The 24,366-nt window shown below is 62.6% G+C and carries 23 protein-coding genes; all 23 read left to right on the forward strand.

Features of this window, described 5'->3' with window-relative positions:
- Positions 1–431: 431 nt before the first annotated feature.
- The 23 genes from WH367_RS21055 (at position 432) to WH367_RS21165 (ending at position 24,234) form a co-directional block, all read left to right on the forward strand.
- Entirely contained in the window at positions 432–1,382 is a 951-nt protein-coding gene (locus WH367_RS21055; RefSeq protein WP_021027546.1) for a LysR family transcriptional regulator, read from the forward strand.
- A gap of 181 nt (positions 1,383–1,563) precedes the next feature.
- Complete coding sequence (surE, locus tag WH367_RS21060) at positions 1,564–2,343, forward strand: 5'/3'-nucleotidase SurE (RefSeq protein ID WP_021027545.1); 780 nt, start codon at positions 1,564–1,566, stop codon at positions 2,341–2,343.
- Positions 2,340–3,140, forward strand: a complete 801-nt coding sequence (locus WH367_RS21065) for a protein-L-isoaspartate(D-aspartate) O-methyltransferase (RefSeq protein WP_409935145.1) — start codon at positions 2,340–2,342, stop codon at positions 3,138–3,140. The genes surE and WH367_RS21065 overlap by 4 nt, the downstream gene beginning before the upstream one ends.
- Before the next feature lie 11 nt (positions 3,141–3,151).
- Positions 3,152–3,997, forward strand: coding sequence for a peptidoglycan DD-metalloendopeptidase family protein (locus WH367_RS21070; protein ID WP_339517879.1), 846 nt, complete (start codon positions 3,152–3,154; stop codon positions 3,995–3,997).
- Entirely contained in the window at positions 3,997–5,064 is a 1,068-nt protein-coding gene (locus WH367_RS21075; protein ID WP_339517881.1) for an RluA family pseudouridine synthase, read from the forward strand. The genes WH367_RS21070 and WH367_RS21075 overlap by 1 nt, the downstream gene beginning before the upstream one ends.
- A gap of 198 nt (positions 5,065–5,262) precedes the next feature.
- The gene (gene scpB, locus WH367_RS21080; protein ID WP_339537564.1) at positions 5,263–6,177 is read left to right on the forward strand and encodes an SMC-Scp complex subunit ScpB; all 915 of its coding nucleotides are present in this window, start codon (positions 5,263–5,265) and stop codon (positions 6,175–6,177) included.
- Positions 6,167–7,630, forward strand: a complete 1,464-nt coding sequence (locus WH367_RS21085) for a pseudouridine synthase (protein WP_445228141.1) — start codon at positions 6,167–6,169, stop codon at positions 7,628–7,630. Before scpB ends, WH367_RS21085 begins: the two co-directional genes overlap by 11 nt.
- A gap of 79 nt (positions 7,631–7,709) precedes the next feature.
- On the forward strand, positions 7,710–8,135 hold the full coding sequence (gene ndk / locus WH367_RS21090; protein ID WP_021027513.1) for a nucleoside-diphosphate kinase: 426 nt from the start codon (positions 7,710–7,712) through the stop codon (positions 8,133–8,135).
- A 59-nt stretch (positions 8,136–8,194) separates the two neighbouring features.
- On the forward strand, positions 8,195–9,316 hold the full coding sequence (gene rlmN, locus WH367_RS21095) for a 23S rRNA (adenine(2503)-C(2))-methyltransferase RlmN (protein ID WP_339537565.1): 1,122 nt from the start codon (positions 8,195–8,197) through the stop codon (positions 9,314–9,316).
- 43 nt (positions 9,317–9,359) lie between these two features.
- On the forward strand, positions 9,360–10,175 hold the full coding sequence (gene pilW, locus WH367_RS21100) for a type IV pilus biogenesis/stability protein PilW (protein WP_339537567.1): 816 nt from the start codon (positions 9,360–9,362) through the stop codon (positions 10,173–10,175).
- Positions 10,172–11,107, forward strand: coding sequence for a RodZ domain-containing protein (locus WH367_RS21105; RefSeq protein ID WP_339537568.1), 936 nt, complete (start codon positions 10,172–10,174; stop codon positions 11,105–11,107). Before pilW ends, WH367_RS21105 begins: the two co-directional genes overlap by 4 nt.
- Before the next feature lie 33 nt (positions 11,108–11,140).
- Positions 11,141–12,385 carry a flavodoxin-dependent (E)-4-hydroxy-3-methylbut-2-enyl-diphosphate synthase gene (ispG, locus tag WH367_RS21110; protein ID WP_339537573.1) on the forward strand — a complete coding sequence of 415 codons (1,245 nt, stop codon included), beginning with the start codon at positions 11,141–11,143 and terminating at the stop codon, positions 12,383–12,385.
- A 61-nt stretch (positions 12,386–12,446) separates the two neighbouring features.
- Positions 12,447–13,751, forward strand: coding sequence for a histidine--tRNA ligase (gene hisS, locus WH367_RS21115; RefSeq protein WP_021027517.1), 1,305 nt, complete (start codon positions 12,447–12,449; stop codon positions 13,749–13,751).
- Positions 13,752–13,802: 51 nt separating this feature from the next.
- Positions 13,803–14,447 carry a YfgM family protein gene (locus tag WH367_RS21120; protein ID WP_339537569.1) on the forward strand — a complete coding sequence of 215 codons (645 nt, stop codon included), beginning with the start codon at positions 13,803–13,805 and terminating at the stop codon, positions 14,445–14,447.
- 22 nt (positions 14,448–14,469) lie between these two features.
- The gene (gene bamB / locus WH367_RS21125) at positions 14,470–15,621 is read left to right on the forward strand and encodes an outer membrane protein assembly factor BamB (RefSeq protein WP_312990064.1); all 1,152 of its coding nucleotides are present in this window, start codon (positions 14,470–14,472) and stop codon (positions 15,619–15,621) included.
- A gap of 21 nt (positions 15,622–15,642) precedes the next feature.
- Entirely contained in the window at positions 15,643–16,983 is a 1,341-nt protein-coding gene (gene der, locus WH367_RS21130) for a ribosome biogenesis GTPase Der (RefSeq protein ID WP_182345464.1), read from the forward strand.
- Between the two features lie 129 nt (positions 16,984–17,112).
- Positions 17,113–17,364, forward strand: coding sequence for an RNA chaperone Hfq (gene hfq / locus WH367_RS21135; RefSeq protein ID WP_021027521.1), 252 nt, complete (start codon positions 17,113–17,115; stop codon positions 17,362–17,364).
- A gap of 98 nt (positions 17,365–17,462) precedes the next feature.
- Positions 17,463–18,620 (forward strand): GTPase HflX, encoded by a 1,158-nt coding sequence (gene hflX, locus WH367_RS21140; RefSeq protein WP_021027522.1) that lies wholly within the window; start codon positions 17,463–17,465, stop codon positions 18,618–18,620.
- Positions 18,621–18,678: 58 nt separating this feature from the next.
- Positions 18,679–20,043, forward strand: a complete 1,365-nt coding sequence (gene hflK, locus WH367_RS21145) for an FtsH protease activity modulator HflK (RefSeq protein ID WP_312990063.1) — start codon at positions 18,679–18,681, stop codon at positions 20,041–20,043.
- A 9-nt stretch (positions 20,044–20,052) separates the two neighbouring features.
- Positions 20,053–20,937 carry a protease modulator HflC gene (gene hflC, locus WH367_RS21150; RefSeq protein WP_021027524.1) on the forward strand — a complete coding sequence of 295 codons (885 nt, stop codon included), beginning with the start codon at positions 20,053–20,055 and terminating at the stop codon, positions 20,935–20,937.
- 188 nt (positions 20,938–21,125) lie between these two features.
- The gene (locus WH367_RS21155) at positions 21,126–22,274 is read left to right on the forward strand and encodes an ATP phosphoribosyltransferase regulatory subunit (protein ID WP_021027525.1); all 1,149 of its coding nucleotides are present in this window, start codon (positions 21,126–21,128) and stop codon (positions 22,272–22,274) included.
- A 29-nt stretch (positions 22,275–22,303) separates the two neighbouring features.
- A complete protein-coding gene (locus WH367_RS21160; protein ID WP_339537570.1) occupies positions 22,304–23,677 on the forward strand; it encodes an adenylosuccinate synthase in 1,374 nt (457 codons plus the stop codon).
- Positions 23,678–23,709: 32 nt separating this feature from the next.
- On the forward strand, positions 23,710–24,234 hold the full coding sequence (locus WH367_RS21165; RefSeq protein WP_021027527.1) for a phosphoribosyltransferase: 525 nt from the start codon (positions 23,710–23,712) through the stop codon (positions 24,232–24,234).
- Positions 24,235–24,366 lie beyond the last annotated feature (132 nt).

The following is a 24,366-nucleotide window of genomic DNA, read 5'->3' on the forward strand; positions in this document are numbered from 1 at the left end:
TCCTTGGGATTGAGGGAAGGGTTGGGGGCGCTGCCATGCAAGGCCTGAGGCGGCATGGAGCGGAAAGGAAGGGGATGCAGCCGATCGCCGCAGTGACGCTGCTGCTTGAGGGGCCCGATGCCCGGAAAGCGGGTGCAACCCTGGTTTACAAGGCCTGCACGAGGGCCGGCCTTGTAACCAGGGCAAGTCAGTTCTTGACTGACGTGGGGCTGGGCTCGCTTGCGACGCGCCTCGTGAACGCGTGGTCTGCGCTGGCATCGATCCGCTTGGGCTTCATCCTTGGGTCTCCTAGCCTTCTGTGTTGTATGAAGAGTCCCATTCTGTGGAAGATGCCCCCAGAGTCCTAGGTGGCAGCGCAGCTAGCAGCTATAGCAAAATGGCATAATAATAGTTAAAAGTTATTAATATTTCATAAATAAAATGGAATACCTATGAATTTGCAGCAAATCGAAACCTTTGTCGCGGTGGCAGAAACCGGCAGCTTTAGCAAGGCGGCCCTGTTGTCGGACGCGGCGCAGCCGGCGCTGAGCCGGCAGGTGCGGGCACTGGAGGTGGAGCTGCGTGAGACCTTGCTGATCCGCACCGGGCGCGGTGTGACCTTGACGGAGGCCGGAAGGCGTTTGCTGGAGCACAGTCACACCATCCTGCAGCACGTGGCCCAGGCCAAGGAGGACCTGGGCTGTGAGCGCGATGAACCCGTGGGCCGCATCGTGGTGGGGCTGCCGCCCAGTCTGGCCAGGCGGCTGACGCTGCCGCTGATCCAAGCGTTCGGCAGCAAAATGCCCAAGGCCCGGGTGGCGATCGTCGAGGGCTTCTCCGTTCAGATGGCCGAGTGGCTGGCCTCGGGGCGCATGGACCTGGGCCTGGTCTATTCGCCCGAACCCCATCCGCATATCGAGATCAGCCCGGTCCTGCAGGAGGGCCTGTGTCTGGTGGGGCCCGCCAGTACGCTGGGCGCCCGCCCCAGCATCGCATTCAAGGATCTGTCGGAGTTTCCGCTGATCATGCCGCAGTACGGCCAGATCTTTCGCAAGCTGATGGAGGCCCAGGCCAGGCTGTCGCAGGTCAAGCTCAATGTGGTCTGGGAGGTGTCGAGCGTGCCGGCCATCTTGGATTTGGTGCGCGGCGGTTACGGCTATGCGGCCTTGACACGCAGTGCGCTCGACGGGCATGCAGTGGGTGAGCGGCTGGTGGTCGCGCCCATCGAGTCGCCAGCGGTGATGATCAACCTGTGCCTGGCGCAGTCGGCCAAGCGAAAAGCCACGCCCTTGGTGCGCTGCACTGCGGCCGTGTTGCAGGCCCTGACCACCGAGGTCTGTGCGCAGGCCCGGCCCAGCGCGCCCGGCGAGGGCCCCGGCAGCGACAGCGGCATGTCATCGTAATTTTGTGTAGCAATGGGCCAGGTGCCTGGGGGCAGGGCTGCAGCGCTCCTTACAATGCCTGAGCCCTGTGCATAGGCCGCATTTCAGCGGGGTGGGGCGGCCTTGCAGGTCGCTTTGCTGCCACACTCCGCTCGGGTTCTGTGTTGGCACCTCTACAATGCAGTGCAACTGATTCAATGACATGAAGATACTGCTTTGTAACGATGATGGTTATCAGGCGCCCGGCATCGTGGCGTTGCATGATGCATTGCAGGCGGTCGCTGATGTCGAGGTGGTGGCACCAGAACACAACAACAGTGCCAAATCGAATGCGCTGACCTTGCATTCGCCGCTGTATGTGCAGCGCGCAGCCAATGGCTTTCGCTATGTCAATGGCACACCGGCCGACTGCGTGCACATTGCGCTGACGGGACTATTGGGTTATCGGCCTGATTTGGTCATCTCCGGCATTAATAACGGCGCCAATATGGGCGATGACACCATCTACTCCGGCACCGTGGGCGCGGCGATGGAGGGCTATCTGTTCGGTATCCCGGCGATGGCCTTCTCGCAGATCGACAAGGGCTGGGGCGAGCTGGAATCGGCCGCCAAAAAGGCCTGCGAGCTGGTGCAGCAGTTTGAAGCGGCCAAGCTCGTGACCCTCAAGCCCTGGCTGCTCAATATCAATATTCCCAACCTGCCGTTTGACGAGATCAAGCCGCTCAAGCTCTGCCGTCTGGGGCGCCGGCATTCGGCCGAGAAGGTGATCACCCAGACCAGCCCCCGGGGCGAGACCATGTACTGGATCGGCAATGCCGGCCTCGCGCTCGATGATGCCGAAGGCACCGACTTCCATGCGGCGGCGTCCGGCCATATGGCGATCACGCCGCTCAAGGTCGATTTGACCGACCATGACAGCCTCGCTTACTGGGCGCAGACGGCGACCAGCCTGCGCAGCAAGGACCTGGAGGTGCCAGGGTGACCTTGCGCAAGCCAGGCTTTCCTGCCCGCGGTGCCATGCCTGTGAGCACCAAGCCACAGGCCAGCAGCGTGCATCGGCAATGGGCCCGGCTGCCTGCGGAGTTGTCGCCCGTACCGATGGCGGTGCGCGAGTCGCTGGGTCCGGAGAGCGTGGATTTCACCTCGGCGCGCTGGCGCATGGTGCAGCGCCTGGCCGCATCTGGCGTGGAGCACACGCGGGTGCTCAAAGTGATGAATTCCGTGCTGCGCCACCAGTTTGTTGACAGTGCACTGGCGGTTCAAGCCTATGAGGACACCAGTTTGCCTATAGGATTGGGGCAAACCATCTCCAAACCCAGTGTGGTGGCGCGGATGTGCGAGCTACTGCTGCAATCGCCTGCGGGGAAAATGGGCCTGGGCCGCATTTTGGAGATTGGCACGGGCTGCGGCTACCAGGCGGCGGTTCTGAGCCTGATGGCCAAGGAGGTGTATACCATTGAGCGGCTGCGTGCGTTGCATGAAAAGGCGCGGGTCAACCTGCGGCCTTTGCGGCTGGCCAATGTGCACCTGATCCTCGGTGATGGCATGCTGGGTTTTGAAAAGGGCGCGCCTTATGCCGGGATCATCGCCGCGGCCGGCGGGGATTCGGTCCCCCAGGCCTGGTGTGACCAACTGGCTGAAGGCGGCCGGCTCGTGGCCCCGGTGATGGGGCCGGGCCAACAACAGGTTTTGCTCGTCGTGGACCGCAGTGCTGATGGATTTCAACGCACGGTTCTGGAGCATGTTCATTTCGTACCCCTAAAATCGGGGCTTGGTTAAGAAGGATAGGTATGTTGGATTCACGTGGTGTTTTGACGTGGGGTGCCAGTGTGGTGGCAGCCATGGTGCTGGCAGGGTGCGGTAGTACATCGCTGAACCAGGCGCCCGTGGAAGATCGGGGCTCTTCGGCAGGCCGCACGCCGACGTCGACCACGGCCACGCCGCCGCGCATCGATCCGGCCACCCTGCCTGGCGCAGAAAACGCCGGCAAGCCCGGTTACTACACCGTCAAGCCCGGCGAGACCCTGATGCGCATTGCCGCTGACAATGGCCAGAACTGGCGCGACATTGCCCGCTGGAGCAATCTGGAAAATCCCAATGTGATCGAAGTGGGCCAGGTGCTGCGCGTGGTGCCGCCGGTGAGCGCCACTGCCAGTGCGGCCCCGGCCGCGACTGCGCCTGCTGTGACCGGTGCGAACACGCCAGCGGCCACGCCTGCACCGGCCCCAGCGCCTGCTGCCGCAGCTTCTGCGCCGGCCGCAGCCGATGGCAACCTGGGCTTTATCTGGCCGTCGTCGGGCACCGTGATTGCGGGCTTTGACGATGCGCGCAACAAGGGCCTGGACATTGGTGGCAAGGCCGGTGACCCGGTCGTGGCAGCCGCTGACGGCCGTGTGATCTATTCGGGTGCCGGCCTGCGCGGCTACGGCAACCTGATCTTGATCAAGCACAACAACACCTACCTGACCGCCTACGCCCACAACCAGACCTTGCTGGTCAAGGACGACCAGGTGGTCAAGAAGGGCCAGAAGATTGCCGAGATGGGTAGCTCCGACGCCGACCGCGTGAAGCTGCACTTTGAGGTGCGCCGCCAGGGCAAGCCGGTCGATCCATCGCGCTACCTGCCTTCCCGCTGATGCCGGGCACTTCTTCGAAGCCGACATCGCCGCCCGCCGACGATGTCGGCTTTTCCCATTTGGACGATGCCCCATTGTCCTCGGCGGAAGGCGATGAAGAGTCGGCGGAGGTCGAGGCCCAGGCCTGGGAGAGCCGCACGGTCGTAGCTGGGGTGGACGAACACGGCATGCGCCTGGACAAGGCACTGGCGCAGTGGGTGCCCGAGTTCTCGCGCAGCTACCTGCAGGCCTTGCTGCTGCAAGGCGCGGTGCTGGTCAATGGCAAGTCGGGCCTCAAGCCCAGTGCCAAGGTCAAGGCCGGTGACCAGGCGGTGGTCGAGCTGCGTCCCACGCAGCAAAGCCAGGCCTTTTTGCCGCAGGATATTGCGCTCGATGTGGTCTACCAGGACGAGCACCTGCTCATCATCAACAAGCCCGCCGGCATGGTGGTGCACCCGGCACCGGGCAACTGGAGCGGCACCTTGCTCAATGCCTTGCTGGCCTACGACGCCAAGGCGGCCCAGCTGCCGCGCGCGGGCATCGTGCACCGGCTCGACAAGGACACCAGTGGCCTGATGGTGGTGGCGCGCGAGCGCCAGACCATGGATGCGCTGGTCAAGCTGATTGCCGCACGCGATGTGCGCCGCAACTACCTGGCGCTGGGCCACAAGCCCTGGCAGGGCGCGGCGCAGACCTCGGTCAGTCTGCCCATTGGGCGCGATCCGCGCAACCGGCTGCGCATGGCGGCGGTCGATCTGGCTCAGCACCCGGGCAAGCCGGCGCGTACCGATATCCGCCTGCTCGTCAATGGCGAGCAGGGCTGCGCGGTGTTTTGCAGCCTGCACACCGGGCGCACCCACCAGATCCGCGTGCACATGGCCTCGCTCCAGCACCCGCTGCTGGCCGATACGCTCTACGGCGGCACGCCAGCGGCCGGTATGGAGCGCCAGGCGCTGCATGCGCTGCGGCTGGCCTTTGTGCATCCGGTCACCGGGCAGAGCATGTCCTGGTTCGCGCTGCCGCCTGCTGATATCACCTCGGCGATGGAAAATTGGGATCTTCGGTATAATTTGGCCCAATTGGCCTAAGCGCTGCCCCTGCAGGTCTGGTTTTTGACCAGCGCAAACCCGGAGTTTGCACACTGCAGCGGTGGCGCCCAGTGCCGGCGGCTATGGGCGCTTATGCCTGCGCCGTGATCTTGGCCATGCAAACGCGGCCCTCTTGATACGCATTCCTTTGTCTCAACACGCAGCCCGCGCGCTGGCGTGCCAACAGGGATTTATCGCATGCATACTTTGGAAGCAAAACGGGTGCTGGAGACTGCGCTGATCTGCGCGCCCCAGCCCATCACCGTGCGTGAGCTGCGGGGATTGTTTGCCGATGATTTGGGAACGGACACGCTCAAGGTGCTGCTGCAGGAGCTGCAGCTCGACTGGTCACACCGCGGTGTGGAGCTGGTGCAGGTGGCCTCGGGCTGGCGCTTTCAGAGCCGGCCGGAGATGCGGGAGTACCTCGATCGCCTGCACCCGGAAAAGCCCCCCAAGTACTCGCGTGCGACCTTGGAGACCTTGGCCATCATTGCCTACCGGCAGCCGGTGACCCGTGGCGATATCGAAGATATCCGGGGCGTCACCGTCAACAGCTTGATCATCAAGCAGTTGGAGGACCGGGGCTGGGTGGAAGTGATTGGCTACCGGGAGACCATCGGGCGGCCTGCGCTGCTGGCGACCACCCGGCAGTTTCTGGATGACCTGGGTCTGCAGTCGCTGGACCAGCTGCCCGAGTTGGACAGCAGCAACCAGCCGCAGACCATGTTTGACAGCCTGCCGCTGGAAGCTGCGCCGGACGAGGCAGCGCCGCAGGATGCCGGGCCGCCGGATGCCGAGGCTTTTGAGTTGGTGGGCGAGTCGATGCCGATGGCAGCGCCCGCTGGCGATGTGGATGTGTTGGAGAGTTTGCAAGATTTGCAGGACGCGCAGGATTTACAAGACGCGCAGGATGTGCAGACCTCACCGCTAGGTGAGGCTGCCGATGATGAAGATGCTGCCGCCAATCTGGCGGCTGAGGCCCAGGCGGCCAGTGGCGAGGCAGATGCCCCCGCCGCAGCGGCCACACCAAGAGATACGGATCCTCTGGACCGTGTTGACGATGCACATAATTCCGCACCAGGCGGGGTAGAAAAGCAAAAAGATGATAAGTGATACCAGCGATATGAATGCGCCCCAGGACGGAGATAAGGCCTTGCAAGAAGGTGCTGCCCCGTCAGAAAAGCGCCGTGCGCCGCGCAAGCGTGCCGTGCCCGCGCAAGCGGCAGCGGCCGACGAATCCCAGGCGGCGGGCGCCGACGCAGGCGAGGCTGATGGCGATGCTGCTGCCCAGTCTGCCGCCGAGCCGCGTGCGCGCCGTGATGGCGAGCCGCGCGTGAGCCGTTACCCAGCCCGTGCCCGCCGTTTCCGCGAGCGTGATGGACAGCCGCGTGATGCACAGGGCGCAGAAGGCGATGCGCCACCGGCCCGTGGCCGTGGTCCTGCGGGCCGCCCGCAGCGCGATGCCGAATCGGAAGGCTATGCCTTTGAAGATGTGGTGGCCGGCGCGCTGGAAGCGGCGGAAGACTCGGACACCCCCGCGCCGGTCAAGCGCGTGCTGCAGCCCCATGTGGAAGCGCCCAAGCTGCACAAGCTGCTGGCCCAGGCCGGCATGGGTTCGCGCCTGGAGATGGAGCGCCTGATTCTGGAAGGCCGCATCTCGGTCAACAACGAGCCGGCACACGTCGGTCAGCGCATTTTGCACAGCGACAAGATCCGTGTGAATGGCAAGCTGATCACCTTCCGCATCGAGCAGCCGCCAGCGCGCGTGCTCGCCTACCACAAGCCGGTGGGCGAGGTGGTGACGCATGACGATCCACAGAACCGCCCGACGGTGTTCCGCAAGCTGCCCCGCGTCTCGCACGGCAAGTGGCAGTCCATCGGTCGCCTGGATCTGAACACCGAAGGTCTGCTGCTGTTCACCAACTCGGGTGAATTGGCCAACAACCTGATGCACCCGCGCTTTGGCCTCGAGCGCGAGTACGCGGTGCGCGTGCTGGGCGCATTGACCAATGAAGAAAAGGCCTTGTTGCTTGCGGGCGTGAACCTGGAAGACGGCGTGGCGAGCTTTGGCTCCATCGACGACGGCGGTGGCGAAGGCGCCAACTGCTGGTACCGGGTCACCATCTCCGAAGGCCGCAACCGCGAAGTGCGCCGCATGTTCGAGTCGGTGGGTCACGCGGTCAGCCGCCTGATCCGTATCCGCTACGGCGCCATGGTGCTGCCGCGCGGCCTGCGCCGGGGCTCCTGGGTCGAGCTCGACCAGCGTGACATCCAGGCGCTGACCGTGGCTGCCGGTGGCGTGGCTGAGCGCAAACCCCGTGAGCAGAATTCGGCTGGCCGGGGCGGACGCAGTGACAACCGTCCCCAGCACAACGGCCCGCGCCCATCGGTGGGCCCGGCCAAGAACACCCGGGGTGGTGGCTTGCGCAAGGCGCCTGAGAAGCGCAGTACCCAACCCGATCCGATGAAGACCTCGCTGGGCTACATCGGTCACGACAGCCTGACGCGTCAGCGCCAGGGCCAACGCAAGAGCGGTGGCGGATTCAAGCGCGGTGGAAGGTCGTAGTCACGCCGCTGACTTCCAGGACACCGTACAATCAAAGGTTTGCTTTTAGAGCAAAAAATCCATCAACAGGAAATTTATTATGGCAATCGAACGTACCCTCTCGATCATCAAGCCCGATGCAGTGGCTAAGAATGTTATCGGTCAAATCTACGCCCGCTTTGAAGCTGCTGGCCTGAAGATCGTGGCCGCCAAGCTGGTGCAACTGTCGCGTCAAGACGCTGAGCAGTTCTACGCTGTGCACGCTGCCCGTCCTTTCTTCAAGGATCTGGTGGATTTCATGATCTCCGGTCCTGTGATGATCCAGGCTCTGGAAGGCGAAAACGCCATCCTGAAGAACCGTGAGCTGATGGGCGCTACCGACCCCAAGAAGGCTGACAAGGGCACGATCCGCGCTGACTTCGCTGACAGCATCGACGCCAACGCCGTGCACGGCTCTGACGCCGCTGAGACCGCCGCTGTGGAAGTGGCGTTCTTCTTCCCCGGCATGAACGTTTATTCCCGTTAATTGACATGTACGCGGCCGCAAGGCCGCGTGGCATAGGTAAGTGGCCCGAGCGTATATCCATGACCACCAATTTGCTTGATTTTGATTTGGCTGGTTTGACCGCCTTTTGCGAAGGGCTGGGAGAGAAGCGCTTCCGGGCCACGCAGCTTTTTCGCTGGATCCACCAGCGCGGTGCAGCCGATTTCGACCAGATGACCGATCTGGCCAAGTCCCTGCGCGAAAAACTCAAGGGCACGGCCCATGTCACGGCGCTGCCCGTTATCACCGAGCATGTGTCCACCGACGGAACGGTCAAGTGGCTGTTCGACGTGGGTGATGGCAATGCCGTCGAATCCGTATTCATTCCCGAAGATGACCGTGGCACCTTGTGCGTCTCTTCGCAGGCCGGTTGCGCGGTGGGATGCCGCTTTTGCTCGACAGGGCACCAGGGCTTCAGCCGCAACCTGACCACCGGCGAAATCATGGCGCAGCTGTGGTTTGCCGAACACGCGCTGCGCAAGCGCCTGGGGCGCGACGAGCGCATCATCTCCAACGTGGTGATGATGGGCATGGGCGAGCCCCTGCAAAATTACACAGCCCTGGTGCCTGCGCTGCGCACCATGCTCGATGACCATGGCTATGGTCTGTCGCGCCGCCGCGTCACCGTCTCCACCTCGGGCGTCGTGCCGATGATGGACCGCCTGGCGCAGGATTGCGCGGTGGCGCTGGCCGTGTCGCTGCACGCCCCCAACGATCCGCTGCGCAATGGCCTGGTGCCGCTGAACAAGAAATACCCGCTTGACGAGCTGATGCAGTCCTGCCGCCGCTACCTGGAGTTTGCGCCGCGTGACTTCATCACCTTTGAGTACTGCATGCTCGACGGCGTCAACGACCAACCCGAGCATGCCCAGCAATTGATAGCACTGGTGCGAGAGTATGCGGGCAACGGCGGGGCATGGTGCAAATTCAATTTGATTCCATTCAACCCTTTTCCAGCCTCGGGTCTGTTACGATCACCTGCCAGTCGGGTGACGGAATTTGCCAAGATGCTCTCGGACGCGGGCGTTGTGACCACCGTGCGCAAGACCCGGGGTGACGACATCGATGCGGCCTGCGGCCAGCTCGCTGGCGATGTGAAAGACCGTACCAAAGCGGCAGAACGCATGGCCAAGAACCGGGTCATACCGCTGGCGCAAGTCTAGAAATAGTCCAAACAGTTTGAGGAGGGTGTGCATGCAAGAGGCTGTGACAATAGGGCAACCGAGGGTACATCGCCTCACGGCTGCCGCCTTGCTGGGTTTGGCCCTGGTAGGCGGTTTGTCGGGCTGTGGTACCAGCAGCAGTACGGCCCGTGAGGATGCCGCCTATGTCACCCAATCCGATGAGACCGAAATCCATCGGCGCGCGCGCATCCGCCTTGAGCTCGCTGCCAACTATTTCCAGTCTGGCAAGACCACGATTGCGCTCGACGAGATCAAGCAGGTGCTGGCGCTCGACCCCAACAGCGGCGATGCCTACAACATGCGTGGCCTCATCTATATGCAGCTGGGCGAGCCCGATATTGCCGCTGAGAGCTTCAGCAAGGCCCAGTCGCTCAAGCCCACCGATGGCGACATCATGCACAACCACGGCTGGCTGCTCTGCCAGGAGAAAAAATACGAGGCTGCGGACCGCTATTTCAACCAGGCCCTGGTGCAGCGCCAGTATTTTCAGCAAGCCAAGACCTTGATGGCCCAGGGCCTGTGCCACGAAGCGGCCGGCAAGCCTGCCGAGGCCGAGGCCAGCTTGCTCAAGGCCTATGAATACGACGCGGGCAACCCCATCGTCAGCTTCAACCTCGCCAAGCTGCTGAACCAGCGCGGCGATGCGCGCCGTGCGCAGTTCTATATCCGGCGCCTGAACAACGGTGAGCTGGCCAATGCCGGGTCCTTGTTCCTCGGTATCCAAATTGAAAAAGCCCTGGGCGACGGAGCGAGCGCACGTGCGCTTGCTGCCCAATTGCAAAAGCGTTTCCCCGACTCCAAAGAGGCGGCACGTATCGCTGGTGGAGGCGTGCTGTGATCGAGTCTGATATCCAAGAAGCAACGAACGCCAACAACGCGGCCTCGGGTGCCCCCCTGAGCGCTGGCGAGATGCTGCGCCAGGCGCGCGAGGAGCTGGGCTACCACCTGCCGGCCGTAGCCGCGCACCTGAAGGTGTCGGTGCACAAGCTCGAAGCGCTGGAAGCGGGCAATTGGAGTGCCTTCCCAGATGTGGTCTTTGTGCGTGCGCTGGCCTCGGCGGTGTGCCGTGTGCTCAAGATCGACCCGGCGCCGGTGCTTGCCCAACTGCCCAAGCCGCCAGGCAAGGACCTGAGCCCGGGCGTGGAGAGCGTCAAGACCCGCGTGGCCGTGGGCCCGGCGCAGAGCAAGAAAAATGATTTCCCCAGCAGCAAGCCCTTTCCCTGGATGGGCGTGGTCGTGCTCCTGATCGTAGCGACCGTCGGCGTGCTGTTTTATCCGCAGCTGGCGGACTACTGGAAGAGCCGGACCGCCGCGTCTGCGCCGGCGCCGGCACGCTCGAACAATGTCGCCGGTGTGGCTGACCAGTCCGAGCCGGTAGCGCTGGGCGGCAGCTCGACCGACCCGGTGCCCGAGGCGCCGGCCAATGGCGCGGCTGACGCCGGTGGCAGCGCTGCGCTGGCTGGCCAGCCCAGCCCAGCGGCTGCGACTGCGGCTGCGGCTGCGGCCCCTGCGCCGGCTGCTCCTGCGGAAGGCGCGCCGTTGCTGCATTTCAAGGCCAGCCAGGACAGCTGGGTGCAGGTCAAGGAAGCCAGTGGCAAGGTGGTGTTTGAGAAGACCATCCGCGCTGGCACCAGTGAAGATATCGCGGCCACGCCGCCGCTCAAGCTCATCGTGGGCAATGCGGTGGGCGTGGAGATGCAGCTGCGCGGGTCGGCTTTTGATCTGAAAAAAGTGACCAAGGGCAGCACCGCCCGTTTTGAGGTGAATTAAGTGCAAGAAGAGAACATCCTGTTGCCCGTGCCCATGGTGGCGCCGGCCGCCCGCAAAAGTCGCCAGGCCCGTGTGGTCTGGGGTGACCGGGTGGTGACGGTCGGGGGCGATGCGCCGGTGCGCATACAGTCGATGACGAATACCGATACCGTGGATGTGATCGAGACGGCCATCCAGGTCAAGGAGCTGGCGCAGGCGGGCTCGGAGATGGTGCGTATCACCGTCAACACGCCCGAGGCCGCAGCAGCGGTGCCCTATGTGCGCGAGCAGCTCGACCGCATGGGCGAGAACGTGCCGCTGGTGGGTGATTTCCACTACAACGGCCACCGCCTGCTCACCGATTTCCCCGACTGCGCCAAGGCGCTGTCCAAGTACAGGATCAACCCGGGCAACGTGGGCAAGGGCGACAAGAAGGACAAGCAGTTCGGCCAGATGATCGAGGCGGCCATGCAGTACGACAAGGCCGTGCGCATTGGCGTGAACTGGGGCAGCCTGGACCAGGAGTTGCTCGCCGAGCTGATGGACGAGAACAACCGCCGCGCGGTGCCCTGGGATGGGCGCCAGGTGATGTACGAGGCGCTGATCACCTCGGCCATTTCCTCTGCGCAGCGTGCCGAGGAAATGGGCCTGAATGGCGACCAGATCATCCTGTCCTGCAAGGTCAGTGGGGTGCAGGATCTGGTGGCGGTCTACCGCGGCCTGTCTGCGCGCTGCGACTATGCCTTGCACCTGGGGCTGACCGAGGCGGGCATGGGCACCAAGGGCACGGTGGCCTCGGCCGCTGCGCTGTCGATTCTGCTGCAAGACGGTATTGGCGACACCATCCGCGTGTCGCTGACCCCGCAGCCGGGTGAAGCGCGCACGCAAGAGGTGGTGGTCGCCAGCGAGATTCTGCAGGCCATGGGCATGCGCAGCTTTGTGCCCAGCGTCACCGCCTGCCCGGGATGCGGCCGTACCACCAGCACCACCTTCCAGGAGTTGGCGCGCGACATCGACCAGCACCTGCGCTCGCAAATGCCGGTCTGGCGCGTGAAGTACCCCGGCGTCGAGAAGATGAAGGTGGCCGTGATGGGCTGCATCGTCAATGGCCCCGGCGAGAGCAAGCATGCCGATATCGGCATCAGCCTGCCGGGCAATGGCGAGTCGCCCGCCGCTCCCGTCTTCATCGACGGCGAAAAGGCGCTGACCTTGCGTGGTGACCGCATTGCGCAGGAGTTCCACGAGATCGTGCAGGCCTATGTGGAGCGCCGCTACGGGGCTGCCAAGGTAGATAATTGAGAGCTGCACTTGCTGGCCTGGCAAGTGTTTGCAAGCATACTGAACAGAGAGATTGAAGCCCATGGGCATGAATGAAAAGCTGGCCGCCATCAAAGGCATGAACGATATCCTGCCGCCCGATTCGGCCATGTGGGAATGGTTTGAAGGCAAGGTGCGCGATGTGATGGGGCGCTTTGCCTACCGCAATATCCGCACGCCGCTGGCCGAGCACACGGCGCTGTTTGTGCGCGGCCTGGGCGAGGTGACCGATATCGTCGAGAAGGAAATGTATTCCTTCGAAGACCGGGCCGACAAGCATGGCCAGGCCGAGCACCTGACCCTGCGTCCCGAAGGCACGGCCGGCGTGGTGCGTGCCGTGGTCGAGAACAACCTGCTCTATGACGGCGGCAAGCGCCTGTTCTACATCGGCGCGATGTTCCGCCGCGAAAAGCCCCAGCGCGGCCGCTACCGCCAGTTCCACCAGGTGGGTGTTGAAGCCATGGGTTTTGGCGGCGCCGAGCTCGATGCCGAGGTGATCCTGCTGGCCGCGCAGCTGTGGAAGGACCTGGGCATTGAAGGCGTGCGCCTGGAGCTCAACAGCCTTGGCCAGCCCGAGGAGCGCCGCGCGCACCGTGAGGCACTGGTGGCCTATTTCGAGCAGCACACCGAGGTGATGGACGACGAGGGCAAGCGCCGCATGTACAGCAACCCGCTGCGCGTGCTCGACACCAAGAACCCGGCCATGCAGGCGATGGTCAATGCTGCGCCCCAGCTGCTTGATTTTCTGGGTGAGGACTCCAAGGCCCACTTGAAGGCCGTGCAGGACATCCTGGACGCCAATGGCGTGGCCTGGTCGGTCAACCCGCGCCTGGTGCGCGGCATGGACTACTACAACCTGACGGTGTTCGAGTTCATCACCGACAAGCTCGGCTCGCAAGGCACGATCTGCGGCGGCGGCCGCTATGACTATCTGATCGAACAGATTGGCGGCAAGCCCGCGCCCGCTGTGGGCTGGGGCATGGGCATCGAGCGCGTGCTCGAGCTGATCAAGGAGCTGAATATCCAGTGGGATCGCCCGTCTATTGACGCCTACGCTATCCTGCCGGACGCAGCCCTGCTGCCGCAGGCCATGCGCGTGATCCAGACCCTGCGACAAGCCGGTGTGCGGGTGCAGATGCATGGCTCGGCCGTGGCAGGGAGCCTGGGCAGCATGAAGTCGCAGTTCAAGAAGGCCGATGCCAGCGGCGCCGCTTGCGCGCTGATCTTTGGCAGCGACGAGATGCAGCGCGGCATGGTGACCGTCAAGCAACTGCGTGATGGCGAGGGCGCCCAGGCAGAACGCGCTATTGATGCCGTGGCCGATTGGGCAGCGCAATTGCGCGCATAAGCGCAATCGCAGCGGCAAGCTTTTTTTTTGATTCAACTCCATTAGAACAATATGGCAACGCATTTAGATCTGGAAGAACAGGAACAGATAGACCAGCTCAAGCACTTCTGGAACAAGTGGGGCACCTTGATCACCACGGTACTGGTGATTGTGCTGGGTGGCTTTGCCGCCTGGAATGGCTACCAGTACTGGCAAAACCGCCAGGCATCGCAAGCGAGCGCACTGTCGTCGGCGGTCGAATCGGCCGTCAACTCCGGTGACAAGACCCGTATCGACCAGGCCTTTGGCGACCTGCGCAGCAACTACGGCGGCACCGTGCAGGCAGCGCATGCCGGTCTGCTGGTGGCCAAGGCCGCGGGTGACAAGGGCCAGATGGACGATGCCAAGGCAGCGCTCACCTGGGTGGCCGACAATGCATCGGACGAAGGCCTCAAGGCCACCGCCCGCGTGCGTTTGGCAGCCGTGCTGCTCAACAGCCAGGCTTATGACGAGGCGCTCAAGGTGCTGGGCACCAAGATGCCGACCGAGTTCGATGCCGTGGTGGCAGACCACAAGGGCGATGTCTTCCTGGCCAAGGGCGACAAGGCGCAAGCCATCGAGTCGTACAAGGCGGCCTTGCAAAAGACCGAACCGGGCGTGGAATACCGCAACGTGATCTCCGTCAAGCTCAATGCGCTGGGCGAAGATCTGAAGTGATGGATGGCAGAAGGCAGTGCGCATGAAACAACAACAGGCATATGCTGCAGCAGCTGCTGCAGCCAAGGTTTTGACGGTATCGGCAGTGGCGCTGGCCATTGCGGGCTGTTCTTTGTTCTCGTCGGACAAGCGCAAGCCCACTGAGCTGGAGCCCAATGTCGCACTGCTGTCTGTGCAGCAGGTCTGGACGCAGCGCATTGGCAAGAGCAATCCCACCTTGGTGATGAATGTCAGCGGCAAGGTGGTGACCCTGGCTTCGGCCGACGGCCAGGTGGCTGCGATCAATGCCGACACCGGTGCCGATCTGTGGCGCGTCAACGTGGGTCAGAAGCTCTCGGCGGGCGTGGGCAGTGATGGCAAATGGGCCGCCGTGGTGACCGAAGACGGCAACCTGGTGGCGCTGACCCAGGGCAAGGAAATGTGGCGCAAGCGCCTGCCAGCGCGTGTCTATACCGCGCCGCTGGTGGCGGGCGAGCGCATCTTTGTGCAAAGCGCGGACCGTTCGGTGCAGGCCTTTGATGCGGCCTCGGGCCAGGCTCTGTGGAGCCAGGCCAAGACCAGCGAAGCGCTGGTGCTGCGCCAAAGCGGTGTGCTCACCGCCTACCAGGACACCCTGGTCGCCGGCGTGTCGGGCCGCTTTGTTGGCATCGACCCCAACACCGGCGCCCTGCGCTGGGAAGTGCCGATTGCCAGCCCCCGTGGCACCAATGACGTCGAGCGTCTGGTGGAACTGGTGGGTGGCGTCTCGCGCCAAGGCTCGGTGCTGTGCACGCGTGCCTACCAGATGGCCGTGGGCTGTATCGATGCCGCTACTGCGCAGCTGAGCTGGACGGTGCGTGCCGACGGTATCAATGGCATCTCGGGTGATGCCGATGTGGTGGCCGGTGCCGATGGCAATGGCGTGATCACGGCCTGGGCGCATGAGGGCGGCAGCGTGGTGTGGACGAGCAATCGCCTGCGCTACCGCAAGCTGAGCCAGCCGCTGGTGCTGGGCCGCTCTGTGATTTTTGGTGATAGTTCGGGCACGGTGCATATGCTGTCCAAGAAAGACGGCTCGCCGCTCAACCGCTTCTCTACCAACAGCTCCGGTATCTCCGTGGCGCCGGTAGTGGCGGGCAACACCATGGTGGTGCAGACGAATGACGGCGCGGTGTATGGCTTTCGGCCCGAGTAAGAAAAGAAAAAGTAGTCAGGAATGAAGCCAGTTATTGCTTTGGTGGGGCGCCCCAATGTGGGCAAATCCACCTTGTTCAACCGCATGACAAAGTCGCGCGACGCCATCGTTGCCGACTTTGCCGGGTTGACGCGTGATCGCCATTACGGCCAAGGCCGTCAGGGCAAGCACGAATACATCGTGATCGATACCGGTGGTTTCGAGCCCGATGCGACCAGTGGCATTTTCAAGGAAATGGCCAAGCAGACCCGCCAGGCCGTGGCCGAGGCGGATGTGGTGCTGTTCGTGGTCGATGTGCGCCTGGGCCTGTCGGCCCAGGACCATGAGATTGCCGGCTACCTGCGCCGCCTGGGCAAGCCCGCCATGCTGGTGGGCAACAAGGCCGAAGGCATGAAGGACGGCGGCCAGTTGGCCGAGTTCTATGAGCTCGGTCTGGGCGAGGTGTTCCCGGTCTCGGCCGCGCACGGCCAGGGCATCCGCACCATGATCGACATGGCGCTGGAGAAATTGCCTTGGCTCAATCAGGACGAGGACGCAGAGCCCGAAGAAGATGAGAGCGTCATCAAGCTGGCCGTGGCAGGGCGCCCGAACGTGGGCAAGTCCACCTTGATCAATACCTGGCTGGGTGAAGAGCGCCTGGTGGCCTTTGACATGGCCGGTACCACGCGCGATGCGATTGCGGTGCCGTTCGAGAAGAATGGCCAGAAGTTCCAGCTGATCGACACCGCCGGTTTGCGCCGCAAGGGCCGCGTGTTCGAGGCGATCGAGAAGTTCTCGGTGGTCAAGACCTTGCAGGCCATTGAAGGGGCCAACGTGGTGCTGCTGCTGCTCGATGCCACGCAAGGCGTGACCGACCAGGACGCGCACATCGCCGGCTACATTCTGGAGAGCGGCCGCGCCGTGGTGCTGGCCGTCAACAAGTGGGATGCGCTTGACGATTACGGCCGCCAGATGCTGGAGCGCTCGATCGAGCTGCGCCTGTCCTTCCTGAAGTTTGCACCGCTGCACTTCATCTCGGCCAAGAAGCGCCAGGGCCTGGGCCCGCTGTGGACTTCGATGACCCAGGCGCACAAGTCTGCCCTGTGCAAGATGCCAACGCCCGTGCTCACGCGCGTGCTGCTGGAGTCGGTGCAGTACCAGACGCCCAAGAAGATCGGGCCTTACCGCCCCAAGCTGCGCTATGCGCACCAGGGTGGCATGAACCCGCCGGTGATTGTGATCCACGGCAATTCGCTCGAACACATCACCGATGCGTACAAGCGATTCCTGGAAGGGCGTTTCCGCAAGGAATTTAATTTGATCGGCACCCCCTTGCGGATTGAATTCAAGACCTCACATAACCCTTACGCTGACAAAGATTGATAGCGTACAAGTGAGATGAGGTCTGATCCACAGACCCATCACATGGAAAAAACCATTTATCGTTCAGTTAGGATGCCACTGTGGTAAGGTGGCGTTTTACAACAACACTGTCCGAACACGGAGAATATCGTGAGCAACAAAGGCCAACTTCTGCAAGATCCCTTCCTCAACGCTCTGCGCCGCGAGCATGTGCCAGTGTCCATCTATTTGGTCAACGGCATCAAGCTCCAAGGCCAGATCGAATCTTTTGACCAGTACGTTGTGCTGCTGCGCAACACCGTCACCCAGATGGTGTACAAGCATGCGATCTCGACCATTGTCCCCGGTCGTGCCGTGAACTTCTCGGCACCTGACTCGCAAGACAACGAAGCCGCAGCCTAACGCTTTTGATAGCACAACACTCGCGCAATCCGCGGGTGAGCAGCTCTACATCATTGAGTAATCAACAAAATTCCAACGACAAAAAATCCACCCCGGTCATGCTGGTCGGGGTGGATTTTGGTTTTCCGCACTTCGATTCCGAACTCGAAGAGCTGGGACTGCTGGCCCAAACGGCTGGCCTGAACCCGGTTGCGCGCCTGGTGTGCAAGCGCAAGGTGCCCGACGCGGCGCTGTTTGTGGGTAGCGGCAAGGCCGATGAGATCCGCCTGGTGGCGCAGACCCATGGTGCCACCGAGATCCTGTTTGACCAGGCGCTCAGCCCGGCCCAGCAGCGCAATCTGGAGCGCCATCTGCAGATGCCGGTCAACGACCGCACCTTGCTGATCCTCGAGATCTTTGCGCAGCGCGCACGCAGCCACGAGGGCAAGCTCCAGGTCGAACTGGCCAAGCTGCAGTACCTCAGCACGCGCCTGGTGCGCCGCTGGTCGCACTTGGAGCGCCAGCGCGGCGGTATCGGCACGCGTGGCGGCCCGGGTGAAACGCAGATCGAGCTGGACAAGCGCATGATCAACGATGCGATCAAGCGCACCAAGGACCGGCTGCTCAAGGTCAAGAAGCAGCGCGCCACGCAGCGCCGCCAGCGCCAGCGCAACGACACCTTCAATGTCTCGTTGGTGGGTTACACCAACGCCGGCAAATCGACCTTCTTCAACGCCGTGGTCAAGGCCCGCGCCTATGCAGCCGATCAGCTGTTTGCGACCTTGGACACGACGACGCGGCAGATGTACCTGGAGTCGGCACAGCGCTCCATCTCCATCTCCGACACGGTCGGTTTTATTCGTGACCTGCCCCACGGGCTGGTCAATGCTTTCGAGGCAACCCTACAAGAAGCGGTCGATGCAGATCTGCTGCTGCATGTGGTCGATGCCTCCAACCCTGCCCACCCGGAACAAATACAACAAGTCCAAAAGGTTCTTCGGGAAATTGGGGCAGAAAACGTGCCGCAGGTTCTGGTATTCAATAAACTGGATGCCATTGAGCCAGACCGGCGGCCACCAGCGCTTGCAGACAGCTATGAGCTCGATGGGGTGCAGGTTCCACGATTCTTTGTCAGCGCAGCCAAGGGGCAGGGGCTGGAGGCCGTGCGCGAGCACCTGGCCCAGGCCCTGGTCGCTCGCCAGGCAGCGCTCGATGCGGGTGATGCCTGGGAGATAGCCCCAGACGCTGATGACGAATTGCTGGGAAATGCCTCCTAGGGCTGCCACAATGGCTGCTTGCATGCGCTTGTAACGCTGATTCATAGAGACATCGCTAATGAAACTTCATTCACGTTTTCCGCGCCTGGCCTTGCTGCCGCAGGGCCTGCGCGGAATGTTTAACCTGAACGATCCTCGCTGGGGGCGGGGTGACGATGGCAAGGACGACAGCAGCAATGCAGGTCAAGAGCCATCTCGCCCGCCCTACAACCCGCCCGAGCAGAACAACCGGCCCAACGCGCAGCGCCCCGGCACCAGCGGTGCCCCGGATCTGGACGAGCTGTGGCAGGACCTGAACAAAAAGCTCGGTGGTTTGTTCGGTGGCGGTAAAGGCGGCGGCACGGGCCGCGGCAGTGCAGGGCAGCCGCCCGAGTTCAAGGGCGCAGGCGTTGGCCTGGGCCTGATCGTCGGCGTTGCCGCACTGATCTGGATGGGCACCGGCTTTTTCATCGTGCAAGAAGGCCAGCAAGCGGTCATCACGCAGTTCGGCAAGTACCACAAGACCGTCAATGCCGGTATCAACTGGCGCCTGCCATACCCAATCCAGCGCCATGAGCTGGTCTATGTTTCGCAGATCCGCTCTGCCGATGTGGGCCGCGACAGCATCATCAAGACCACTGGTCTGCGCGAATCGGCGATGCTGACCGAAGACGAGAACATCGTCGAGATCAAGTTCGCCGTGCAGTACCGCCTGAGCGATGCCCGTGCCTGGCTGTTCGAGAGCAAGGCGCCGGCAGACACTGTGATCCAGGTGGCTGAAACCGCCGTGCGTGAGGTGGTGGGCAAGATGAAGATGGATGCGGCGCTGGCCGAAGAGCGCGACCAGATTGCGCCCCGCGTGCGTGAGCTGATGCAGGTCATCTTGGATCGCTACAAGATCGGTGTCGAGGTCGTGGGCGTCAATCTGCAGCAAGGCGGCGTGCGTCCGCCCGAGCAGGTGCAGGCGGCATTCGATGATGTGCTCAAGGCCGGACAAGAGCGTGAGCGCACCAAGAACCAGGCCGAGGCCTATGCCAACGATGTGGTGCCACGTGCCACCGGTACGGCGTCGCGTCTGATGGAAGAGGCTGCCGCTTACAAGGCCCGGATCGTGGCGCAGGCCCAGGGTGATGCCCAGCGCTTCTCGTCGATCTACACCGAATACCAAAAGGCGCCGGTGGTCACGCGTGACCGCCTGTACCTGGAAACCATGCAACAGGTCTACAGCAATGTGACCAAGGTGGTGGTCGATTCCAAGCAAGGCTCCAACCTGCTGTACCTGCCGCTGGACAAGATCATGCAGCAGACCCAGGGCGGCGCTGCGGCAGGCGATGCTGCTGCCAGCTCGAACGCGTCCACGACCAGCGCACCGGCGCCCGCACCATCGGTGCCCGATGCCCGTGCCCGTGATACCAGCCGTACCCGTGACCGCGAGTCGCGCTAGGAGTGATTTGTGAATCGAATGGGATTTTTAGCTTCAACCGTCCTGGTGGTGCTGGCCTTGCTCAGCTCCACCGTGTTTGTCGTCGATCAGCGGCAGTTCGGCATCAAGTATGCGCTCGGCCAGATCAAGGAAGTCATCACGGAGCCGGGCTTGAACTTCAAGCTGCCGCCGCCGCTGCAGAACGTGACCTACCTGGACAAGCGCCTGCTGACCTTGGACAGCACCGACACCGAATCCATGCTGACTGCCGAGAAGCAGCGCGTGGTCATCGACTGGTATGTGCGCTGGCGCATCACCGATCCTTCGGCCTATATCCGCAATGTGGGTACGACCGAAGGCCAGGGCGCGATCCAGCTCAACCGCGTGGTGCGCAATGCCTTCCAGGAGGAAGTCAACCGCCGTACCGTGCAGGACATGATCTCTGGCAAGCGCGAGCAGACCATGGCCGACGTCAAGCGCGAAGTGCTCGAAGCGGTCAAGGGCAGCAAGCCTTGGGGTATCGACATTGTGGACGTGCGCATCACACGCGTTGACTATGTGGAGGCCATCACCGAATCGGTCTATAGCCGTATGGAAGCCGAGCGCAAGCGCGTGGCCAATGAGCTGCGTTCGACCGGTGGTGCCGTGGGTGAAAAGATCCGCGCCGATGCCGATCGCCAGCGTGAAGTGACGGTGGCCAATGCCTACCGTGACGCCCAGGCGCTCAAGGGTGAGGGCGATGCCGAAGCGGCCAAGGTCTATGCCGATGCCTTTGGCAAAGACCCGCAGTTCGCGCAGTTCTACCGCAGCCTGGAGGCCTACAAGTCCAGCTTCAACAAGAAGTCGGACGTGATCGTGGTCGATCCATCGTCCTCGGATTTCTTCAAGGGCTATCGCTCGTCCGGCACCAAGTAAGCCCGGCCCAGCGCTCCACCAAGCCACTTTGCATACGCAAAGTGGCTTTTTTCATTGGGGTTTCTTATAGCATCGCTAGGCGCTGGGTTCTGTAATGGCCGCAAAGGCGCAGTGCCGAGAGCAGGAAATGCGGATCGCCCGCTGTCATCCCTGTAGAATCACGTTTTTAACAGCCCTCCCAATTCCCCATGTCTGCTTGGATCCTTCCGGATCACATTGCCGATGTGCTGCCTTCTGAAGCGCGACACATCGAAGAGCTTCGGCGTGGCCTGCTCGACACGGCTTGTGCTTACGGCTACGAACTGGTGATGCCCCCGCTGCTGGAGCATCTGGACTCGCTGCTCTCCGGCTCCGGTGAAGCGCTGGACCTGCTGACCTTCAAGCTGGTGGACCAGCTCTCCGGCCGGACCCTGGGCATCCGCCCTGACACCACCCAACAAGTTGCTCGCATCGATGCCCATTTGCTCAACCGCAAGGGTGTGACGCGTCTGTGCTACTGCGGGCCGGTGCTGCATGCCAAGCCCGATCGCCCCCATGCGACGCGCGAGCCCTTGCAGTTTGGCGCTGAAATCTACGGCCATGCCGGGGTAGAGGCGGATGTGGAGGTGATCGCGCTGGCGACCGCGTCGCTGCGCGTGGCCCAGCTGCATGATTTCTCGGTGGACCTGGCCGATGTGCGCATCGTTCAGCGCCTGCTGGCGGGCTTGCTGGTGGATCTGCCCACCCTGCGCCGCGTGCATGCGGCGCTGGCGGTCAAGGATGCCTCCGAGCTCGCTGCGCTGACCCGTGATTTTCCGCAGGCCCAGCGCGATGGGCTACGTGCCTTGCTCAACCTGTATGGCGATGTGGAGGTGCTGGCCGAGGCTGAAAAGGCCCTGGCAGCCATCCCGGGTGTGGCACCGATTCTGGCGGACCTGCGCCAACTGGCCAGCCGCATCGACAGCCCGGCTGTGACGTTTGACCTGGCCGATCTGCGCGGCTACTCCTACTACAGCGGCATGCGCTTTGCCATCTATGCGCAAGGCGTGACCGATGCGCTGGTACGTGGCGGCCGCTACGACGAGGTGGGTGCCGCTTTTGGCCGCAGCCGTCCTGCCGTTGGTTTCAGTCTGGATATCAAGCAGCTGGTGCCGGTGGTCGAGCCGCGTCCCCTCAAGGCTGCCATTCGCGCGCCCTGGGTGGACCGCCACGATATGCGCGAGGTCATCGCCCGCCTGCGCCAGACCGGTGAAACCGTGGTCTGCGCCTTGCCTGGGCATGACGATGAAGTCGATGAATTCAATTGTGACCGCGAACTGGCCGAAGTCGATGGCCAGTGGATCGTGCGCAGCATTTAACCGTATTTTGTTCTTGGATGGGAAAAGACATGGCTATCTCCAAAGGTCGCAACGTTGTTGTGGTTGGCACTCAATGGGGTGACGAAGGCAAGGGTAAGTTGGTCGATTGGCTGACGGAGAGCGCACAAGGTGTGGTGCGCTTCCAGGGTGGCCACAATGCCGGTCACACCTTGGTCATCAATGGCGTGAAGACGGCACTGCATCTGATCCCCAGCGGCATCATGCGTCCCGGCGTCAAGTGCTACATCGGCAATGGTGTGGTGCTGTCCGTGGGCAAGCTGTTTGAAGAAATCGAAGGCCTGGAGAAGGCCGGCGTTCAGGTGCGTGATCGCCTGCGCGTGTCTGAAGCCTGCCCGCTGATCCTGCCTTTCCACCAGGCATTGGATCTGGCCCGTGAAGCGGCCCGTGAGCAGGGTGGCGTGCAAAAGATCGGCACCACCGGCAAGGGTATCGGCCCGGCCTATGAAGACAAGATTGCCCGCCGTGCACTGCGCGTGCAAGACCTCAAGCACCCCGAGCGTTTTGCTACCAAGCTGCGCGAGCTGCTGAGCCTGCACAACCACATTCTGGTGAGCGTGCTCGGTTCGCAGAAGTTCGACTTCGGCCCGCAACTGGCTCCCTACATGAAGAATGGCGAGATCCAGTTCGACGCCGTCTACAACGAAGCCATGCAACACGCCGAGCTGATCAAGCCGATGATTGCCGATGTCTCGTCCGAGCTGAACCAGGTGCATTCCGAAGGCGGCAACCTGCTGTTTGAAGGCGCGCAAGGCTCGCTGCTGGATGTGGACCACGGCACCTACCCCTATGTGACCTCGTCCAACTGCGTGGCTGGCAATGCGGCTGCCGGTGCGGGCGTGGGCCCAGGCCTGCTGCACTATGTGCTGGGTATTACCAAGGCATACTGCACCCGCGTCGGTGGTGGTCCGTTCCCGACCGAGCTGGAATGGCAAAAGGAAGGCACGCCAGGCTGGGTGATGAGCACCGTGGGCGCAGAGAAGGGCGTCACCACCGGCCGCTATCGCCGCTGCGGCTGGTTTGATGCGGCCTTGCTCAAGCGCTCGGCCCAGATCAACGGCCTGTCCGGTCTGTGCATCACCAAGCTGGATGTGCTCGACGGCATCGAAGAGCTGCAGCTGTGCGTGGGCTATGAGCTCGATGGCGAGCGCATCGACCTGCTGCCACTGGGTGCAGACGACATCGAGCGCTGCAAGCCCATCTACGAGGCCATTCCCGGTTGGACCGACACCACCGTGGGTGTGACCGAATACGACAAGCTGCCCGTCAATGCGCGCCGTTATTTGGACCGTATTGCCGAAGTCACCGGTGTGCCCATCGCCGTTGTCTCGACCAGCCCGGATCGCGACCATACGATCCTGATGCACAACCCCTACCAGGCCTAAGCCCTGGTTGCTACTTTTGATTGAGGAAACCCATGCTTACTGAAGACGGCAAGCACTTGTATGTCAGCTACGACGAGTACCATGGCCTGATTGAAAAACTGGCCATCAAGATTCACCAATCGGGCTGGGAGTTCGACACCATCTTGTGTCTGGCTCGCGGCGGTATGCGTCCTGGCGACATCCTGAGCCGTATTTTTGACAAGCCCCTGGCCATCATGTCGACCAGCTCCTACCGCGCCGAGGCCGGTACGCAGCAGGGTCACCTGGATATCGCGCGCTTCATCACCACCCCCAAGGGTGAGATCGCTGGCCGCGTGCTGTTGGTCGATGACCTGGCGGACTCGGGTCACACGCTCAATGCCGTGATCAACATGCTCAAGAACAACTACGCGCCCATCACGGAGCTGCGCAGTGCGGTGATCTGGACCAAGGGTGTTTCCACCTTCACGCCCGATTACTCGGTGGAGTTCCTGGCGACCAACCCCTGGATCCACCAGCCGTTCGAGGGCTACGACAGCCTGCGTCCAGAGAAGTTGCTGGAGAAGTGGAAGGTCTGATCGGCCACTGCAGTTGAAAAAAATTGCAATTTCATGAAAAGCTGTCGGTAAATGTCTATACAATAGCGTCTATCGACAGCACGATGCCTTGCAAAGCTGCCAGACTCGAAAGAGGGCGGTTCGCAAGGTTTG

It is taken from the genome of Comamonas sp. MYb21, from assembly GCF_037479395.1.
Classification (GTDB): domain Bacteria; phylum Pseudomonadota; class Gammaproteobacteria; order Burkholderiales; family Burkholderiaceae_C; genus Comamonas.